The organism is Streptomyces sp. MCA2 (assembly GCF_023544705.1).
Taxonomy (GTDB): domain Bacteria; phylum Actinomycetota; class Actinomycetes; order Streptomycetales; family Streptomycetaceae; genus Streptomyces; species Streptomyces decoyicus.
This window is the reverse complement of the sequence record NZ_JAMJFM010000056.1, coordinates 47977-65076: the sequence shown is the minus strand read 5'-3', so window position 1 is coordinate 65076 and position 17100 is coordinate 47977. Positions and strand designations below refer to the sequence as shown.

The following is a 17100-nucleotide window of genomic DNA, read 5'->3' as shown; positions in this document are numbered from 1 at the left end:
GTCGTTCGCCGAACTCCTCGGACGCGTACGAGAAACCGACCTCGCCGCCTACACCCACCAAGACGTCCCCTTCGAGCGCCTCGTCGAACTCCTCAACCCCACCCGCTCCCTGGCACACAACCCCCTCTTCCAGGTGGTTCTGGGGCTTGAGTCGGCGTCCGATGGTGAGTTCGCCATGCGGGGGCTGTCCGCCGAAAGCGCGGGCGTCGATACCGGTGTGGCCAAGGTCGATCTGGCCGTCAACCTCCTGGAGGTCTTCGGTGAGGGTGGTGAGGCCGTCGGCATGCGGGGTGTGGTCGAGTTCGCGACCGACCTCTTCGACCGGCGGACCGCCGAGAGCATCGCGCTACGGCTGGAACGCCTGCTGCGTACCGCCGTCGACGACGCTTCGCGGCCGATCGCGGAGCTGGACATCCTCTCCGTGGAGGAGCGTGAGCTGCTGCTCCACGGCTGGAACGACACCGCACGCGACGTTCCCGAGGCCACCCTGCCCGAGCTCTTCGAGGCCCAGGTGGCCCGTACCCCGGACGCGCCCGCCCTGGAGCACGAGGGCACCCGGCTCACTTACACCGAGCTGAACACCCGCGCCAACCAGTTCGCCCACCAGCTCATCGCGCAGGGCGCGGGGCCCGAAAAGTACGTCGCCGTCGCCCTGCCCCGCAGCATCGACTTCGTCGTGGCGATCCTCGCGATCGTCAAAGCGGGCGCTGCCTACGTACCCCTCGACCCGGACTACCCCGCCGACCGCCTCACCTACATGCTCGACGACGCCCGTCCCACCCTCCTCGTCACCGACAAGAACACCGCGGCCGGCCTGCCCAACACCGATCTGACCACCGTCATCCTCGACACCGACACCGACACCGACACCGGCAGCGAGGCCGGCAGCGGCACCGAGACCGGCAGCGGCAGCGGCACCAGCCGTCCCGCCCCCCTCAACCCGGACAACTCCCACCGCGCCACACCCCTCCTCACCACCCACCCCGCCTACCTCATCTACACCTCCGGCTCCACCGGGCAGCCCAAGGGCGTCGTGGTCTCCCACGGAGGAGTGGCCAACCTGTCGGCGCATCAGACGGCCCGGCTGGGTGCGGGGCCGGGGTGCCGGGTCTCCCAGCTGGTCTCTCCGAGCTTCGACGTGTCCGTGGCGGAGCTGTGCATGGGCCTGTTGTCCGGGGCCTGTTTGGTACTGCCCCCTCGCCCCCTCGCCGGGGAGGAGCTCGCGGAGTTCCTGGCCGAGCGGGAGATCACGCACGCGCACCTGCCGGCGTCGCTCCTGGTGGGCATGCCCCGTCGGGAGCTGCCCTCGCTGGCGTCGCTGATGGTGGGGGCCGAGGCGTGCCCGCCGGATGTCACGGCGTTCTGGTCGGCGGGACGACGCATGGTCAACGCCTATGGTCCGACCGAGGCCACGGTGGACACCTGCTTCGCGGTCTGCGGCCCCGAGCAGGGGACGGGCCCGACGCCGATCGGCCGGCCGGTGTTCAACACCCGGCTGTACGTCCTCGACTCCGCGCTCCAGCCGGTGCCGGCGGGGGTGCCCGGGGAGCTCTATATCTCCGGTCCGGGGCTGGCCCGGGGCTACCTCGGCCGTCCGGAGCTGACCGCCGCCCGCTTCGTCGCCGACCCGTTCAGCGCCGGGGGCGGTCGCATGTACCGCACGGGTGACCTCGTCCGCCGCCGTGCCGACGGACAGCTGGAGTTCCTCGGCCGGGTCGACCACCAGGTCAAGGTCCGTGGCTTCCGCATCGAGCTCGGCGAGATCGAGAACGTCCTCGCCGCCCAGCCTGCCGCCGAGCAGGTCGCGGTGATCGTGCGGGAGGACCGGCCCGGCGACCGGCGCATCGTCGCCTACGTCGTGCCCGCGGGGCCGAACGGCGCGGAGCTGGAGGGGGCGGAGCTGCGCAGCCGGGTGGCCGAGGTGCTGCCGGAGTACATGGTGCCCTCCGCGTTCGTCGCCCTGGACGCGCTGCCCCTCACACCGAACGGCAAGCTCGACCGTACGGCGCTGCCCGCCCCGGAGCTCAGCGGTGCCGCGGACGGCAGGGGCCCGCGCGACGCCCACGAGGAGAAGCTGTGCGCGATCTTCGCGGAGGTACTCGGCGCGGACCGGGTCGGGATCGACGACAACTTCTTCGACCTGGGCGGCCACTCCCTGCTCGCGACCCGGCTCACCAGCCGGATCCGGGGTGAGTTCGGCATCGGACTCACCGTGCGCGAGGTGTTCGGGGCACCCACCGTCGCCGGCCTCGCCCGGCGGACCGGCGGGAGCGCCGGGGACGGGAGCCAGGACGACGGCCTGGGCGTGCTGCTGCCGCTGCGCGCGTCCGGGTCCGGCACCCCGCTGTTCTGTGCGCACCCGTCCGTACCGCTGAGCTGGTGCTACACCGGCTTGTTGGGGGTGCTGGCCGCGGACACTCCCGTCTACGGCCTCCAGAGCAGTGGACTGGCCGGGAACGGTGCCCTCCCGGAGACCTTCGCGGAGATGGCCGAGGACTACACCGCGCAGATCCGGCGGGTCCAGCCGGCCGGCCCGTACCGCCTGCTGGGCTATTCCCTGGGCGGCAACATCGTGCACGCGATCGCCACCCGGCTCCAGGACCTGGGCGAGGAGGTCGAGCTGCTGGCCGTTCTCGACGCGTACCCCGGTGGTGACGTCGAGGCCGTACCGCTCGACGACGGTCAGGTGCTCGCCAGGTTCCATGCGGACCTGGGCCGGGGGAACGGCGAGGGGTACGACGAGGCGGGGCAGCGGGAGCAGGTGATCGACTCGCTGCGGGCCGGGCTGCCGGGGACCTTCACCGAGGAGCAGCTCGCCCGGATTCTCGACGCGATGATCAACGGTGTCGGCAACAACAGCCGTTATGCGCCCGGCACGTTCAAGGGCGACCTGCTGCTCTTCACCACGACGGTCGGCCGGGCGGACCCCGCCGCGATGCCGGAGGCGTGGAGCCGTGTGGTCGCCGGTGGTATCGAGAACCACCGCATCGCCTGCCCGCACGACGATCTGCTGGAGGGCGATCCGCTGCGCGCGGTGGGCGACGTCCTGTCCGAGCGGATGCGGGAACTGGACGCGCGCGGAGCGCTCCTGACGGGTGGCGGCGCGGCCTGAGACCCGGGTACCGGCCGGTCCGGGTGGCACGACATCGCCGTGCCACCCGGCCCCGGGCCGGCCGGGCGGGAGGATGACCTCGCGGTTCGCGCCGCGGCTGAAGTTCCCGATAACGAAAGAGAATTGCGGCCTCGTACGGTCTCTGGCACCTGTTCACAGTGATTCAGAGAGCGAGACGATGGCCGGAAAACATCTTTCCGACATACCCGAGATACACCGCCGCCGACTGCTGGGGCTCGGAGCGGCGGTGGCCGCCCCGGCGATGCTGGGGCTCGGCATGCCCCGGGCACGGGCTGCCGTAATTCCCGACCGTGCCGCGCCCGCCCGCTCCCTGCTCGCCTCGCGCGGCGGACTGGCGGAAACCAGCATCACCGACCTGCTCAAGCAGCTCGCCGCCGGCAAGCTCACCTCGGTGGAGCTCACCAAGTTCTACCTGGACCGGATCGCCGAGCTGAACCTCGCCGGCCCCGCGCTGCACGCCGTCCTGGAGACGAATCCGGAGGCGCTGAAGCTGGCCGCGCAGCTGGACGCCGAGCGCAAGGCGGGCAAGCTCCACGGCGTGCTGCACGGCATTCCGCTGCTGATCAAGGACAACATCGGCACCGCGGACAAGATGCACAGCACCAATGGCCTGCGTGCGCTGATGGGTGCCCGTCCGGCCCATGACGCCACGGTGGTCGCCCGGCTGCGGGCGGCCGGTGCCATCCCGCTGGGCAAGGCCAATCTGACCTCGCTGGTCAGCTCGTCGAGCGGGTACAGCCAGCGGGGCGGCCAGACCCGCAACCCGTACAAGCTGGACCGCTCGCCCAACGGTTCCAGCGCGGGCCCCGCCGCGGCCACCGCGGCCGGCCTGTGCGCGGGCGCCATCGGGACCGAGACGATCGGGTCCATCCTGGGCCCCTCGGGCGCCAACAGCGTGGTCGGCATCCGGCCCACCACCGGACTCACCAGCCGCACCGGCATGTTCCCTGGGGCCCGCAGCTTCGACACCATCGGCCCGATCTGCCGCACGGTGGCGGACGCCGCCCTGCTGCTCGGTGTGCTCACCGGGGTGGACCCCACCGACACGGCCACCGCGGCCAGCGCGGGCAAGTTCCACTCGGACTACACCCCCTTCCTGAAGCCGGGCGGGCTCAAGGGCGCCCGGATCGGCATCACCAGGGAGGTCTTCGCCGGCTACAGCGCGCACGCGGACGCCGTCGCGGAGCAGGCCGTCGAGGTGCTGAAGAGCGCCGGCGCGGTCGTCGTCGACAACGCCAACATCCCCACCGCGGAAAAGATGATGTCGGATCTGGACGCCGCCTTCATCGTCCAGATCACCGAGATGAAGCACGACATCGAGTCCTACCTCGCCCGGACTCCCGGCAATCACCCCCGCAGCATCGCCGAGCTCGTCGCGTACAACAAGGCGCACGCGGACACGGAGCTGGAGTACTTCGACCAGAACATCCTCCAGACCGTGGCCGATTACGCGGGCAAGCCGTCGGACGCCGAGTACAAGAAGGCGGTGGCCACGGTGCGCCGGGTCGCCCGGGACGAGGGCATCGACGCGGCACTGAAGAATCACCGGGTGGACGCCCTGATGATGCCGACGGGCGCGCCCACGTGGAAGATCGACCTGGTCAACGGTGATCCGCAGATCATGGGCAGCGCGATCCCCGTCGGCTACGCCGGCTATGCGGCCATCAACGTCCCCGCCGGGTTCGTGCACGGGCTGCCGGTCGGCATCACCTTCATGGGCACCGCCTGGAGCGAACCGCAGCTGATCCGCTTCGCACACGGCTTCGAGCAGGCTCACCCGGCGCGGCGCGCGCCGACGTTCACCCCGCCCGGCGTAGGCCTATAAGTTACGGGGGTTGGGGGTGTCCCGTCCCGCACGGTGACACCCCGACTCCGGGCGGTACACACCCCTCATCTCACTTCGACGCTCCGGCACCCCACTGCCGCCCGCGCGGGGTCGCACAGTCCTCAGGGAGGATCTTCATGTTCCGTCGGTCTCGGCATCCAAGCTCCGGTCGGGCCGAGGGCGAGGAGAGTCCGGCTCTCCCCGACGCCCGCCTCGGGGGACAACGGCCCCTGCCGGCCTCCGAGTACCTCCCGGGGGAGCCCGCGGTGACCCTGCGGGACGTGCACAAACGGTACGGGCGCGGGAACAGCGCCGTGCACGCGCTGCGCGGGGTCGGCATCGCTTTACCCCGTGCCAGTTTCACCGCGGTGATGGGCCCGTCCGGATCGGGCAAGAGCACCTTCCTGCAATGCGCAGCGGGGCTCGACCGGCCGACCTCGGGCTCGGTGCTGCTCGGCGACACCGATCTGACGAAGCTGCGCGAGAGCAGGCTCAGCGACCTGCGGCTGAACCGTCTGGGCTTCGTCTTCCAGCACTTCAACCTGCTGCCCGCACTGACGGTCTATCAGAACATCAGGCTGCCCCTGAAGTTGGCCGGCCGACCCGTCGACCGGGGTGCCATCGAGCAGATGCTGGCCCGGGTCGGACTGCCCGACCGGGCGCGGCACCGCCCGGGTGAACTCTCCGGCGGACAGCAGCAGCGCGTCGCCATCGCCCGTGCCCTGATCACCGACCCGGACGTCATCTTCGCCGACGAGCCCACCGGGGCACTGGACACCACCACGGCGGCGGAGGTGCTCACCCTGCTGCGGGAAGCGGTGGACAACCTGGGCGCGACCGTCGTCATGGTCACGCACGAACCCAGCGCCGCCGCCTGGGCGGACCGGGTGCTGTTCCTGGTCGACGGAGAGGTCTCCGACGAACTGATGCTGGGCGACCCGGAGGAGATCTCGGCCCGTATGCGGGTGCTGACCTCGGCCACCGACCGCCCGCAGTCGGCGGCCCCCGGGATGCGGGGCAGGGGATGAGCAACGGCCTCGCCTTCGCACAGATCCGTTCCCGCCCTTCGGCGTTCCTCGGCACCTTCATCGCGCTGCTCTTCGGCGCCGTGGTGATCATCTCCAGCGGCACCCTGCTGCTGGCCGCGGCGACCGCGTCGCCGCAGCCGGTGCGCTACCGCCCGGCCCCCGTGGTCGTCGCCGCGGACCAGTTCGTGGGCGGGCAGCAGATCCCGGACCGGGTCCGTCTCGGCACCGGTCTCGCGGACCGGCTGGCCGCGCTGCCCGAGGTGTCGGACGCCGTGGCCGACACCGTCTTCCCGGCCACCGCCACCGCGCCGGGCCGCACGGCGGTCACCCTGGACGGCCAGCCGGCCTCCTCGGCCCGGATTCTGGCGACCGGGGACGGCGCAGCGGGGAAGGTGACCCCGCGCCCGGGTCAGACCGTGCTGGACACGCGGACGGCCAAGGCCCTGGGGGTGTCCCGGGGCGACACCGTGACGCTGACGAGTCCGGCCGGGACCGGGTCCTTCGAGGTCGCCGGCGTGCTCACCGCCCGGACTCCCGGCGCCTGGTTCGAGAACACCGAGGCCGGGCGGCTGTCCGGCCACCCGGGGAAGGCGGACGCGATCGCGGTGCTCCCCGAGGAGGGGGTGTCCACCGCGCAGCTCGCCGAGCGGGTGCGCGCGGCCGCGGGTTCCGCCAAGGTGTTCACGGGCGACGGGCGCGGCGAGGTGGAGAACCCGGGCTTCGCTCCGGCCCAGGAGAACACCGTCGGCATGTTCGGTGCCATGGGCGGATTGAGCATCTACGTCTCGATCTTCGTGGTGGCCAACACCATGTCGCTGTCGATCTCGCAGCGCCGGCGGGAGACCGCGCTGCTGCGCGGCATCGGGGCCCGGCCGGGCCACATCCGGCGGATGGCCGCTGCCGAGGCCACGCTGGTGGCCGTGCTGGCGGTGGCGGCCGGCAGCGCCCCGGGTTATCTGCTGGCCCGGCTGGTGTTCGACGCCATGGATGCCCGCCATCTGCTGCCGCCGGGCACGGAGCTGACGTTCAGCTGGCTGCCGGTCGCCGCGGCCGCCCTCACCGGTCTGCTCGCCGCGGTGCCCGGCAGTCTGATCGCCTCGCACCGTGCCGCCCGCAGCCGCCCGGCCGAAGCGCTGAGCGAGTCGATGCTGCCCCGCCGCGGCATCGGTCCCCTGCGCCTGCTGCTCGGTCTGGTGGCGCTGGCCGGTGGTGTGGTGCTGGCCGTCCAGGTGCTCGCCCTGGGAGGCGCGACGGCCAACAAGGCCGCGCCCTTCGTCCTGTTGCTGTTCCTGGTCTCGGTGTCCCTGCTGGGGCCGTTGCTCGCCCGTGCCGCCACCGAGATTCTGGGGGTGCCGATGCGGCTCTTCGGCGCCACGGGGGAACTGGCGACCCTCAACGGCCGGGCCAGGGCGCGCCGTCTGTCCTCGGCGATCGTGCCGGTGGCGCTGGTGGTGGCCTTCGGCGTGACCAAGATCGGCCAGCAGACCACCCTGGCCCATGAGAGGAGCACGCAGAGCGCGGCGGCGCTCACCTCGGACCGCGTCATCGAGGCGCCGGGCGGCCTGCCCGGCCGGGTGGCCGACGAGGTCGCCCGACTGCCCGGTGTGCGGGCCGCGACGGGGGTGACCGAGGTGGGGCTGCTGGCCGGCCCGGGGCGTCCGGGCGCGAAGCCCGGTGACGGCTCCGTCTCCGGCAGCGCCTTCTCCGGAAGCGGTGAAACGCTGGCGCGGAACCTCGACCCGCAGGTCCGCTCCGGAGCGCTGTCCGGGGTCCGGGCCGGTGGCACCGCGGGTTCCGGGGACGGGACGGTGGCCGTCGACCAGCGGGTCGCCGACCGGGCGGGGACCGGCGTGGGCCGGCGGATCACGCTGTGGCTCGGTGACGGCACGGTGGTGCGGCCGGTGGTGGCGGCCACCTACAGCCGGGGGCTCGGCGTGGGCGAGGTACTGCTGCCGCGGGCCACCGTCGCCGGCCATCTGACCCACCAGCTCGACGACCGCATCCTCGTCCGTGCGGACTCCGGCGACGGGGGCGCGCGGCTCGATCAGGAGCTGCGCACCGTCGCCGGCGCCTCGCCCGGTGCCACGGTGCGGACCGACGCGGCGTTCGCCGAGGCCCGCAACGCGGCGGACGAGTCGTTCACCTGGCTGGAGTTCATGGCGTTGAGCATGATCGCCGGCTTCGCTGGCATCACCGCCGCCAACACCCTCGCCATGGTCACTTTCGAGCAGCTGCGCGAGGTCTCGATGCTGCGGCTGATCGGCACGAGCGTGCGGACGGTGCGCCGGACGGTCCGGCTGGAGGCCTTGACGGTGGCGCTGACCGGTCTGGCCGCCGGCCTGACGATCGCGCTGGTGACCCTGACACCGCTGGTCGAGGACAGCACCGGGGCGGCGTTCCCGTATCTGCCACCGCAGTTGCTGCTCCTCGTCGGGGCCGGCACGGTCGCGCTGAGCCTGCTGGCCACCGGCATCCCCTTGCGGCTGCTGCTGCGGGTACGCCCGGTGGAAGGCGTCACCCGGCGGTCCTGAGCCAGGCGCCGGGCGCGCACACGGCGATCGGCCCCGGCAGAGGTGCCGGGGCCGATCGCGGCGGAGAGGCTGTGCGCCCGGGTGGTTGAGGACGCCTCGGCGGTGAGGAAGCCTTGGCGGTCAGGAAGCCATGGCGGTTCAGGAAGCCTTGTTCCGGCTGCGCCGTGAGTCGCCCTCGACGTGCTGGAAGGCCCTGCACAGCGCCACCAGCAGCAGGACGAACACGGGCACCCAGAGCAGGCGGACCAGGACCCAGGCCCAGGCGTCGGGTGCGGTGTGGAGGCCGAAGAGCGGGCCGGTGAGGGCCAGGGTGACCGCCGTCGTCGAGAGCATCGCGGTCTGGTGCCAGAGGAAGATCGTGATGACGGAGAGGTTCATCACGGCCACGAGCGCCCAGGCGAACTGGCCCGGTGTGGCCGACCGTCGGCCGCCGGGCGCCTGGGCGACCGCGGCCCCCGGCTGTCCGACGAGGCGGCGCAGCGGGCCGCTCAGCAGCAGGGCCGCGCCGCACTGGGCCAGACCGAAGGTGACGGCGGCGAGCGAGAGCGGGTTGAGGTTCGACATGGCGGCGCCGGGGACCCCGACCATGCTGGCGGGATAGCCGCCCCACACGATCAGTGCGGCGGTGGCCAGGAGTCCGGTGACGAGCAGGAGGGCCGCGGGCCGGCGGCGGGCGAACCCGCCGGCGGCCCACACCGCACCCAGGCAGTACGGAACCAGCCAGCCCGCGAGGACATTCACATTGCGGACCGTCTCGACCCAGGCGACCCCGCCGGTGGCGAAATGTGCCACGTCCAGCACGGCCACCACGGCACACGCCACGACGGCGATCCGTCCCGGCGCCCGCCGCACGAGGGGGGTGGCGGCGGTCAGCACGAGGAACACCAGCAGGAACCACAGGGGCGAGACCACCAGATTCAGCAGCGTGCTGATCGTCTCGTGAGCGACACCGGCGCCGGCCAGGCCGAGCACCACCAGCATCCACAGGAACAGCAGTGTTCCCACCGGCCGCAGCAGCCGGCGCAGCCGCTTGGCCAGCCAAGGGCCGTACTCCGGGCGTGCGGTCCGGGCCGTGGCATAGCCCTGGGCCGCGACCCGGCCGCCGACGAAGAAGAAGATCGCCAGGGGCTGGAGCACCCAGGACACCGGCGTCAGGGCGGGCATGTGGCGCAGCGGGCTGTCCCCCATGAGGTGACCGTCGGCCCGCAGCGTCACCGCGGTCACCAGCCAGTGGCCGAGGACGACGCCCACGACGGACAGGGCCCGCAGCACATCGATCGCCCGGTCGCGGTCGGCCGGGGTCGCCGCGTCGATCCGGAGTACCAGTGCGTGCAGCCGGCCGGCGATCCGCGGGCCGGTGGGCACGCGGGCGGGTATCGGGGCGCCGAGGGGTTCGACCGGGGGGCGCAGGCGTACGTCAGCCACGGGAGACCTCCGACGTCCGGCCCGCGGCGATGAGCGCGAGGTTGTGCAACGGAAGGCTGCCCGGCGCGAGATAGTCGCTGTGCCCGCCGGTGCCCGCGGCGAACGGCTCGGCACCGAAGGAGGCGGACACCGGATCGGCGCCGAAGCCCAGCGTCCCGCCGAACGCGGAGAGGCTGATGTGCGGAGCCCCCGCGATCCAGTCCCGCGCTCCCCGCCCGGCCCACACCCGGACGCCGGAGAGGTCGGCCGCGGACTCCACGCCCATGCCGGGGCTGCCGAAGACCGCGAGGCCGGCGAGGGAGGAGACGGCCGCACGGCCCATGTCGCCGACCGCGCTGCCGCAGACCGCGGAGCCGTACGAGTGGCACAGGAGCGTCGCCCGTGCCGCGGGGTTCACGGCCCGCAGCTCTTCCAGCAGGCGCTGCAACCGGCCGCCGCCTTCGGTGGCGCGTGCGGTGCTCACCACGTCCCGGCTCATCGTCCGGGGTGCGCGGTAGCCGTACCAGGCCACCACGGCCACCGGGGTACGCGAGACGCGGCGCAGTTCGTCGTGGAGCGCGCGGGCCCCGCCGCCGAGCGAGGCGCGGCGCGAGCCGAGGTAGTCGAAGGTGTCGATGGTGGTGTCCGACCCCGGTACCAGAACCGCGATCCGGCGGGCGGCGGCGAGGTCACCGAGGACCTCCACCGCCTGGCCGTCGCCCTCGGCACGGAAGGAGAGGAAGTTCCGTCCGGGAGCGGCCAGTTCGTGCAGATGGCGTTCCCGGTCGCGGTCGCCGATCCGGTGCGCGGCACGCGCGGACGCCGTGATGGAGGCGCGCATCACGGCGTAGCGTGCGTCCAGCGTGCCGGCCTCGACCGCGGGGAGACGTGGCGGGGCGGGGGTACCGGGGACCGCGGACCGGGCAGCGGCGCTGACCGACAGCACGAGGGTTGCGGCAACGGCCACCAGCAGCCCACGTCTCCCCCATCTACGAGCTCGCATCGACAGCCGTTCCTTTCCCGTCATTTCGCTCAACTGAGGGGAAAGGCTAGATTTCCGCGCCCGGGAAATCGTCACGCTCAGGCGCCAACTCCGTTTGTAGCTCTCAGGTATGACCGGGCGCCGGAAATCGGCAGCAAGAGCTATCGCTCATCCGGCAGGCCCAGCACGACCGCCGAGATTTCCGTGGCTCCGTGGTGGACGTGCCGCAGCGTCAGTCCGGCGCCGTCGGCCAGCTCGGCCCACTCCTGCCGGGTCCGTTCCTGTCCTCCGGTCATGGCCATCATCCACATGTCGCCCATGCGGCGCGTGTCCGGGCCGGAATCGGCCAGCACCCTTTCCAGCAGGATGAGTTCACTGCCCGGGATCATGGCGTCCGCGCAACGGCGCAGAATCACCGAGGACTCGTCGTCGGGCCAGTCATGCAGCACGCTTCCGAGCAGATAGGTGCCATATCCCTGGGGAATTCCCTCCTGCATGTCGCCGGCCTCGGCCGAGAATCGGTGGCCGTACCGTCGCAACAGGTCCGGCGGGACGAGTCCGATGACTTCGGGCAGGTCGGTGAGGGTGACCCGGAGGGTTTCACTGCCCTCCAGCAGGAGTTCGCTGAGCCCGCCCGTACCACCCGCCAGGTCCACGACGTCCTCGGCGCAGCGCCGGAGGAGAAAGGGAAGCAGCGAGCGGTACATCTGCATGGCACGCATCCGCATGTGCTCGTGGAACGTTTCGAGCGCGTGGGCGTCGCCACTCATGCTGTCGAAGATTTTGGTGCCGTTGGCGATTTCGTAGCTGGGAAGACCACCGCGCACCGTTTCGGCGAACGGGCCCCAGGAAGTGAAGAGATCGTTGTCGGAGAATTCGGCGCGCAGGCTGCCGGGCTGGTCCGACCGCAGCAGTGTTCCGGCCGGAGTGAGACGGACCGTGCCCGCCTCGTCCACCCGGAAGATTCCCAGTGATTCGGCGGCCCGCACGAGACGCGACAGACGCCCGGCGTCCGTGCCGAGGGCGGCGGCGATCTTCTCCACGGCGAGGCCCCCGGGCGGCACGCGGTCGGCGACACCCAGTGCGGAGACGGCGTACAGCACCCGGCTCGGCGCGATGTCGAAGATCTCGGCGAGCCGACGGCGTTCCTGGTCAAGCGTATTCACTGGCTTCCCTCTCCGCCTCGGCGCGGGCCTTCTCGTAGATCTGGCCCCACGGCCCGGCAGTCCCCTCGCCGAACAGTCCGTGCCATACCCGCAGATACGCGAGCCGTTCCTCCGCCGGAATCGCGGGGAAGGTCAGAAAGAGAATGTCGGTGACCACCATGGCCCGGACGGCGAGCACCGGATGGGGGCTGACCAGGGGTCGGAACGTCTCGCTGTGAATTCCCGGCATCGGATGGCCGGGGTAGAACTCCCCCACCATCTTGCCGGCCTCGACGGCCTCCGCCTTCAATTCCTGCTGGACTTCGAGAATCCGCTCACGGCGCACCTCGGCGGACTCCCCCACCGGGACCATGACGAAGGCGTTGTACACGCTGTCGGGCGCACTGCGGTCCCCGAGCCGCGCCAAGGCGGAACGGGCGGTGGTCGCCAGCCGCCCCGTTCCGCGCGGCCCGCTGATGTCCACGGAACTGAGCGCGGTACGCCCGAGTTTCAAGGACTGCTCCATGAAGGGGCACACCGCACCCTTACGGCCGAGATCGGGATGCGCATGGGTGAGAAAGGAGCGAAGCCAGTGCGCGATCTCGGTAAGGATCTGCATGTCACCCTGCCCATGCGACTCCAGGACTATGTCCGACGGATCGTCGTGGCTGAGATACATACACCCCCACCTCCCTGTGCCCGGCGGAGCCGATACACCGGTGAGAAATCCCTGGAATATCGGTCTCCGCGAATGAGAATGTCCTGCCCGTCGGTCCGGCGGTTCGAGGACCGGTGGCGGCCGGCGGACGGAGACCCTCGGCGAGGGCCGCGCGCGTCGAAGTCCGCGTCCCCGCGAACGGCACCGGGAGGCCGCAAGGGCCGGACGCGTCGGACCACGGGAGCCACTGCTGACTTCACGCATCGCCGGGTGGACGCTAAGGGGCGGCCTTATCGCGGGACTATCACCCCTTTAGCGGGCCACGGCCCCGCGGAGCCGACGCGCCCCCGGCCGGTCCTCCCGCGGGCGCCTTCCGCCCCTCGGACGGCGTCGGACGTCCGTAGGATGAGCCGGTGATACCGGACATCGAGAGCCCGCCGCAGCGTTCACCCCGCCGGACCGGCGGCGCGCGGCTCCTCTCCGCAGCCACGTTGCGGGCGCTGCGTCACGACCTGTTCGCCCTCTCCTCCCTCTCCGCCCGCTCCGCGCCGTTCCTGCCCCGTGTGCGCCACCGCGTACTGCGCAAGCTCCCGTTCGTGCTGGCCGCGTTCTTCGCCCTGGATCTGGCGGTACCCACCGCCCTGGCCGCGTCCGAGCGGCTGCATCTGGTCTGGGCGGGCGCCGCGGCCCTCGGCTGCGCCCAGGCCCTGCCGGTCGTGCTGGCGCTCCGGTGGCCCCTCGCGGCCTGGTGGCTGTCGCTCGTGGCGATGCTGCCGTACGGGATCGGCCTGGCCACGATGGGGGATTCCGCACCGGCCGATGCCCCGTGGCCGTGGACGGAGACCGGGCTCATCGCGCATCTGACCGTCACCCTGCTCGTCGCCTGGCGGGCGAAGCCCCGGGTGTACCTCGCGCAGTGGCTGCTCACCGTGCTGGCCGGCGGCCTGCTGACCGTGCTGCTCACCCCCGTGTCCGACGACAACGACCTCTTCCTCCTCGCCCTGCTCTCCGCGTTCGGGCTGGCGGTCATCGCGGTCGTCCGCGGGCGCAGCGAGGCCGCGCACAAGTTGCGGGAGCAGGAGGTCCTCACCGAGTTCGAGCGGACCCGACGGGCGCTGCTGGAGGAGCGCACCCGCATCGCCCGCGAGCTCCATGACGTCGTCGCCCACCACATGTCCGTGATAGCCGTGCAGGCGGAAGCCGCACCGTACCGGGTGACGGATCCGCCCCAGGAGCTCAGCGACAGTTTCGCCAGCATCCGGGGGAACGCGCTGTCGGCCCTCACCGAGATGCGGCACATCCTGGGCATGCTGCGGTCGGAGGAGCAGCCCTCGGACGGCCGGTACACGCCCCAGCCCAGCCTGGAGAACATCGAGGAGCTGGTGGCCAACGTCCGGGCGGCCGGACTGCGCATCGAGTCCGTCGTCTCCGGTACCTCCCGGCCGCTGCCCAAGCGCGTGGAGCTGTCGGCGTTCCGGATCGTGCAGGAGGCACTGAGCAATGCGCTGCGCCATGCCCCGGGATGCCAGGTGGAGTTCGAGCTATCCTACGGCCGGGCCGATGTCCGCCTACGTGTCTCCAACAGCCCGGCGACCGGTGCGCGACGTCAGGCGGGGAGGGGGCACGGCGTGCTGGGCATGAGGGAGCGGGCCGCCACGCTCGGCGGCACCCTTCGGATCGGGCCACGGGAAGACGGCTGGTACGAAGTGACGGCTACTCTGCCCACGAACGAGGGGGAGGGTGTATGACCATCCGCGTACTGGTCGCCGATGACCAGACCATGATCCGGGAGAGCTTCGGCATCCTGCTCAATGCGCAGCCGGACATCGATGTCGTGGGCGAGGCGGTGAACGGCGAGGACGCGGTCCGCCAGGTCGGTGAACTCGCGCCGGACATCGTGCTGATGGATGTGCGGATGCCGGTTCTCAACGGTCTGGAGGCCACGCTCCGGATCACCGAGGACGATCCCGACGTCAAGATCATCATTCTCACCACCTTCGATTCGGACGAATACGTCTACGAGGCACTGCGGGTGGGCGCGAGCGGCTTCCTCCTCAAGGACTCGTCGGCCCATCAACTCGCGGACGCGGTACGGACCGTCGCCCGGGGCGGGGCCCTGCTGGCGCCGACGGTCACCAAGCGGCTGATCGAGGAGTTCTCGCGGATGCACACGCCCCGCCTGCGCAGCGAGCGCGTCGCGGACCTCAGCGAGCGCGAGACCGAGGTGCTCCGTCTGATAGCCCAGGGCCTGTCCAATGCGGAACTCGCCGCGCGCCTGGTCATCGCGGAGCAGACGGTGAAGACCCACGTCAGCCGCATTCTGGTGAAGCTCGGCCTGCGCGACCGTACGCAGGCGGCCGTCTTCGCCTACGAGGCCGGCCTGGTCGTCGCGGGGCAGTGAGCCCCGGCCCGTGGTGACGCGGCCCGGCAACGGGCCGCGGAATGCGGCCGATACGCAGGCGATAAGCGCGCTTCCTAGCATCGCCCGCACCGATGCTGCCGAGAATGTCCCGGGAAGGCGTTACATGCTCACCACTGGTCTTTCCACGGGGCCCGTACGTGCCGGCTCCGTCCGGGCCTCCCGATGACCGCCGCGATCCAGGTCGACGGCCTCATCAAGGAGTACGGCCCGTCCCGGGCCGTGGACGGGGTCTCGATGGAGGTGCCGGCCGGCAGCGTGCTGGGACTTCTCGGGCCCAACGGAGCGGGGAAGACCACCATCGTCCGGATGCTGGCCACGCTCGCCCGTCCGGACGGCGGCCGGGCGCGGGTCGCGGGCTTCGATGTGGTCGAGGAGGCCCACCAGGTCCGTGGACGGATCGGCCTGACCGGCCAGTACGCGTCCGTGGACGAGACCATCCCGGGCTGGGACAACCTCTATATGATCGGCCGTCTCCACCGGCTGCCGTCCCGGCGCGCGAAAGCCCTGGCCGACGAGTTGCTGGAACGGTTCAGGCTGACCGAGGCCGCCCGGAAGCTGCCGCGCGACTACTCGGGCGGTATGCGGCGGCGGCTCGATCTGGCCGCCAGTCTGGTCGGCGAGCCCGAGGTGCTCTATCTGGACGAGCCCACCACGGGCCTCGACCCGCGCAGCCGGAACGAACTGTGGGACATGGTGCGGGCGTTGGTCGGCAAGGGCACCACGGTCCTGCTCACCACGCAGTACATGGAGGAGGCCGAAGCCCTCGCCGAGAACATCGTGGTGATCGACCACGGCCGAGTGATCGCCGAGGGGACGCCCGCCGAACTGCGGGGCCGGATCGGTGGTCAGGTGCTGCGCATCCGGCCGGACCGCGGCACCGACCTCACCGAGATGGCGCGGCAGCTGACCGGCACCGGCGGCCTCACCGCCGTCGCGGACCCGGTCGAAGGGCTGATCACGCTGCCGGTCGCCGGCCAGTCCGACCTGACGGCCGCGGTGCGGATGCTCGCCGCCTCCGGTGTGCCGGTCGACGGCATCGACACCCATACCCCCAGCCTCGACGAGGTCTTCCTCACCCTCACCGCGGGCGACCCGGCCGACGACACACGGAGAACGGCATGACCGCCGCACTGCTCGCCCCGCCCGGACCGGATGTGAAGCGGGGTCCCACCCGCTCCCGTGTCGACCTGCGGACCGCCGTGGGCCAGTCGCTGGCCATCGCCCGGCGCAACCTGATCCAGATCAAGCACGATCCCTCGCAGCTGCTCGACGCCACCCTGATGCCGATGGTGTTCACGCTGGTCTTCGTGTACGTCTTCGGCGGGGCGATCGGCAAGGGCCAGGCGGATTACCGGCAGTACCTGATCCCCGGCATCATGGTGCAGACCGTCAGCTTCGCCGCGCAGGTCACGGGCACCGCTCTGAACCTGGACTTCAGCAAGGGAGTCATGGACCGCTTCCGGTCCATGCCCATCGCGCGCTCCGCCGTGCTGTCCGGCCGGATCCTCGCGGATGTGTGCCGGCTGGCCCTCGGGCAGGCCGTCATCCTCGCCTTCGCCTTCCTCATCGGATTCCGCGTCCGCACCGATGTGGCCGGTGTACTCGCCGCCGTCGGTCTGCTGGTGCTCTACGGAGTCGCCCTGTCGTCCATCGCCGCGTATATCGGTCTGGTGATCCGCAGTCCCCAGGCCGTCCAGTCGGTGGGCTTCCTCTGGATGATCCCGCTCCAGTTCGGCAGTTCGATGTTCGCCCCGCCGTCGACCATGCCGGGCTGGCTCCAGGCCTTCGTGGAGGTCAACCCGACCACGCTGGTGGTCGATTCCTGCCGCGGGCTGCTGGTGGGCGGCCCGGTGGCCGGGAACGTGACCGGCTCGCTGCTCTGGATCGGCGGTGTGCTGCTGGTCTTCGTTCCGCTGGCGGTACGCCAGTACGGGCGCCGCGCGCTCTGAGGTTCCGTCGCCGGAGGACCCGC

The 17100-nt window shown here is 71.6% G+C and carries 12 protein-coding genes; 8 read left to right on the top strand and 4 right to left on the bottom strand.

Annotated features, from left to right (window positions below; translation table 11 throughout):
• The 4 genes from M8I34_RS33945 to M8I34_RS33930 form a co-directional block, all read left to right on the top strand.
• The coding region (locus M8I34_RS33945; RefSeq protein WP_250056245.1) for an amino acid adenylation domain-containing protein at positions 1-3112 on the top strand (3112 nt) is incomplete at its 5' end.
• Between the two features lie 178 nt (positions 3113-3290).
• A complete protein-coding gene (locus M8I34_RS33940) occupies positions 3291-4958 on the top strand; it encodes an amidase family protein (RefSeq protein WP_250056243.1) in 1668 nt (555 codons plus the stop codon).
• A 137-nt stretch (positions 4959-5095) separates the two neighbouring features.
• Complete coding sequence (locus M8I34_RS33935; protein ID WP_250056241.1) at positions 5096-5986, top strand: ABC transporter ATP-binding protein; 891 nt, start codon at positions 5096-5098, stop codon at positions 5984-5986.
• Entirely contained in the window at positions 5983-8517 is a 2535-nt protein-coding gene (locus tag M8I34_RS33930; protein WP_250056239.1) for an ABC transporter permease, read from the top strand. The genes M8I34_RS33935 and M8I34_RS33930 overlap by 4 nt, the downstream gene beginning before the upstream one ends.
• A 138-nt stretch (positions 8518-8655) precedes the next feature.
• Here the strand turns inward: M8I34_RS33930 and M8I34_RS33925 are convergent, their stop codons facing one another.
• The 4 genes from M8I34_RS33925 to M8I34_RS33910 all read right to left on the bottom strand — a co-directional run bounded on the left by M8I34_RS33925 (position 8656) and on the right by M8I34_RS33910 (position 12727).
• Entirely contained in the window at positions 8656-9942 is a 1287-nt protein-coding gene (locus M8I34_RS33925) for an acyltransferase family protein (protein ID WP_250056237.1), read from the bottom strand.
• Positions 9935-10924, bottom strand: a complete 990-nt coding sequence (locus M8I34_RS33920; protein WP_250056235.1) for an alpha/beta hydrolase — start codon at positions 10922-10924, stop codon at positions 9935-9937. The genes M8I34_RS33925 and M8I34_RS33920 overlap by 8 nt, the downstream gene beginning before the upstream one ends.
• Before the next feature lie 140 nt (positions 10925-11064).
• On the bottom strand, positions 11065-12069 hold the full coding sequence (locus M8I34_RS33915; protein WP_250056233.1) for an acetylserotonin O-methyltransferase: 1005 nt from the start codon (positions 12067-12069) through the stop codon (positions 11065-11067).
• Complete coding sequence (locus M8I34_RS33910) at positions 12056-12727, bottom strand: DUF6875 domain-containing protein (protein WP_244418305.1); 672 nt, start codon at positions 12725-12727, stop codon at positions 12056-12058. Before M8I34_RS33910 ends, M8I34_RS33915 begins: the two co-directional genes overlap by 14 nt.
• A 392-nt stretch (positions 12728-13119) precedes the next feature.
• On the opposite strand from M8I34_RS33910, the gene M8I34_RS33905 reads away from it, so the two are divergent.
• From M8I34_RS33905 to M8I34_RS33890, 4 genes are all read left to right on the top strand, one after another.
• On the top strand, positions 13120-14454 hold the full coding sequence (locus tag M8I34_RS33905) for a histidine kinase (protein WP_250056231.1): 1335 nt from the start codon (positions 13120-13122) through the stop codon (positions 14452-14454).
• Entirely contained in the window at positions 14451-15107 is a 657-nt protein-coding gene (locus M8I34_RS33900) for a response regulator transcription factor (RefSeq protein WP_250056229.1), read from the top strand. The genes M8I34_RS33905 and M8I34_RS33900 overlap by 4 nt, the downstream gene beginning before the upstream one ends.
• 183 nt (positions 15108-15290) lie before the next feature.
• A complete protein-coding gene (locus M8I34_RS33895; protein ID WP_250056227.1) occupies positions 15291-16250 on the top strand; it encodes an ATP-binding cassette domain-containing protein in 960 nt (319 codons plus the stop codon).
• Positions 16247-17077 (top strand): ABC transporter permease, encoded by an 831-nt coding sequence (locus tag M8I34_RS33890; protein ID WP_244418309.1) that lies wholly within the window; start codon positions 16247-16249, stop codon positions 17075-17077. The genes M8I34_RS33895 and M8I34_RS33890 overlap by 4 nt, the downstream gene beginning before the upstream one ends.
• Positions 17078-17100: the final 23 nt, after the last annotated feature.

What these genes read in the sequence shown, in the direction of transcription:
- M8I34_RS33940 (WP_250056243.1), top strand. Translation starts at nt 3,291, where the DNA reads ATGGCCGGAAAACATCTTTCCGACATACCCGAGATACACCGCCGCCGA.
- M8I34_RS33935 (WP_250056241.1), top strand. Translation starts at nt 5,096, where the DNA reads ATGTTCCGTCGGTCTCGGCATCCAAGCTCCGGTCGGGCCGAGGGCGAG.
- M8I34_RS33930 (WP_250056239.1), top strand. Translation starts at nt 5,983, where the DNA reads ATGAGCAACGGCCTCGCCTTCGCACAGATCCGTTCCCGCCCTTCGGCG.
- M8I34_RS33920 (WP_250056235.1), bottom strand. Translation starts at nt 10,924, where the DNA reads ATGCGAGCTCGTAGATGGGGGAGACGTGGGCTGCTGGTGGCCGTTGCC.
- M8I34_RS33910 (WP_244418305.1), bottom strand. Translation starts at nt 12,727, where the DNA reads ATGTATCTCAGCCACGACGATCCGTCGGACATAGTCCTGGAGTCGCAT.
- M8I34_RS33900 (WP_250056229.1), top strand. Translation starts at nt 14,451, where the DNA reads ATGACCATCCGCGTACTGGTCGCCGATGACCAGACCATGATCCGGGAG.
- M8I34_RS33895 (WP_250056227.1), top strand. Translation starts at nt 15,291, where the DNA reads ATGACCGCCGCGATCCAGGTCGACGGCCTCATCAAGGAGTACGGCCCG.
- M8I34_RS33890 (WP_244418309.1), top strand. Translation starts at nt 16,247, where the DNA reads ATGACCGCCGCACTGCTCGCCCCGCCCGGACCGGATGTGAAGCGGGGT.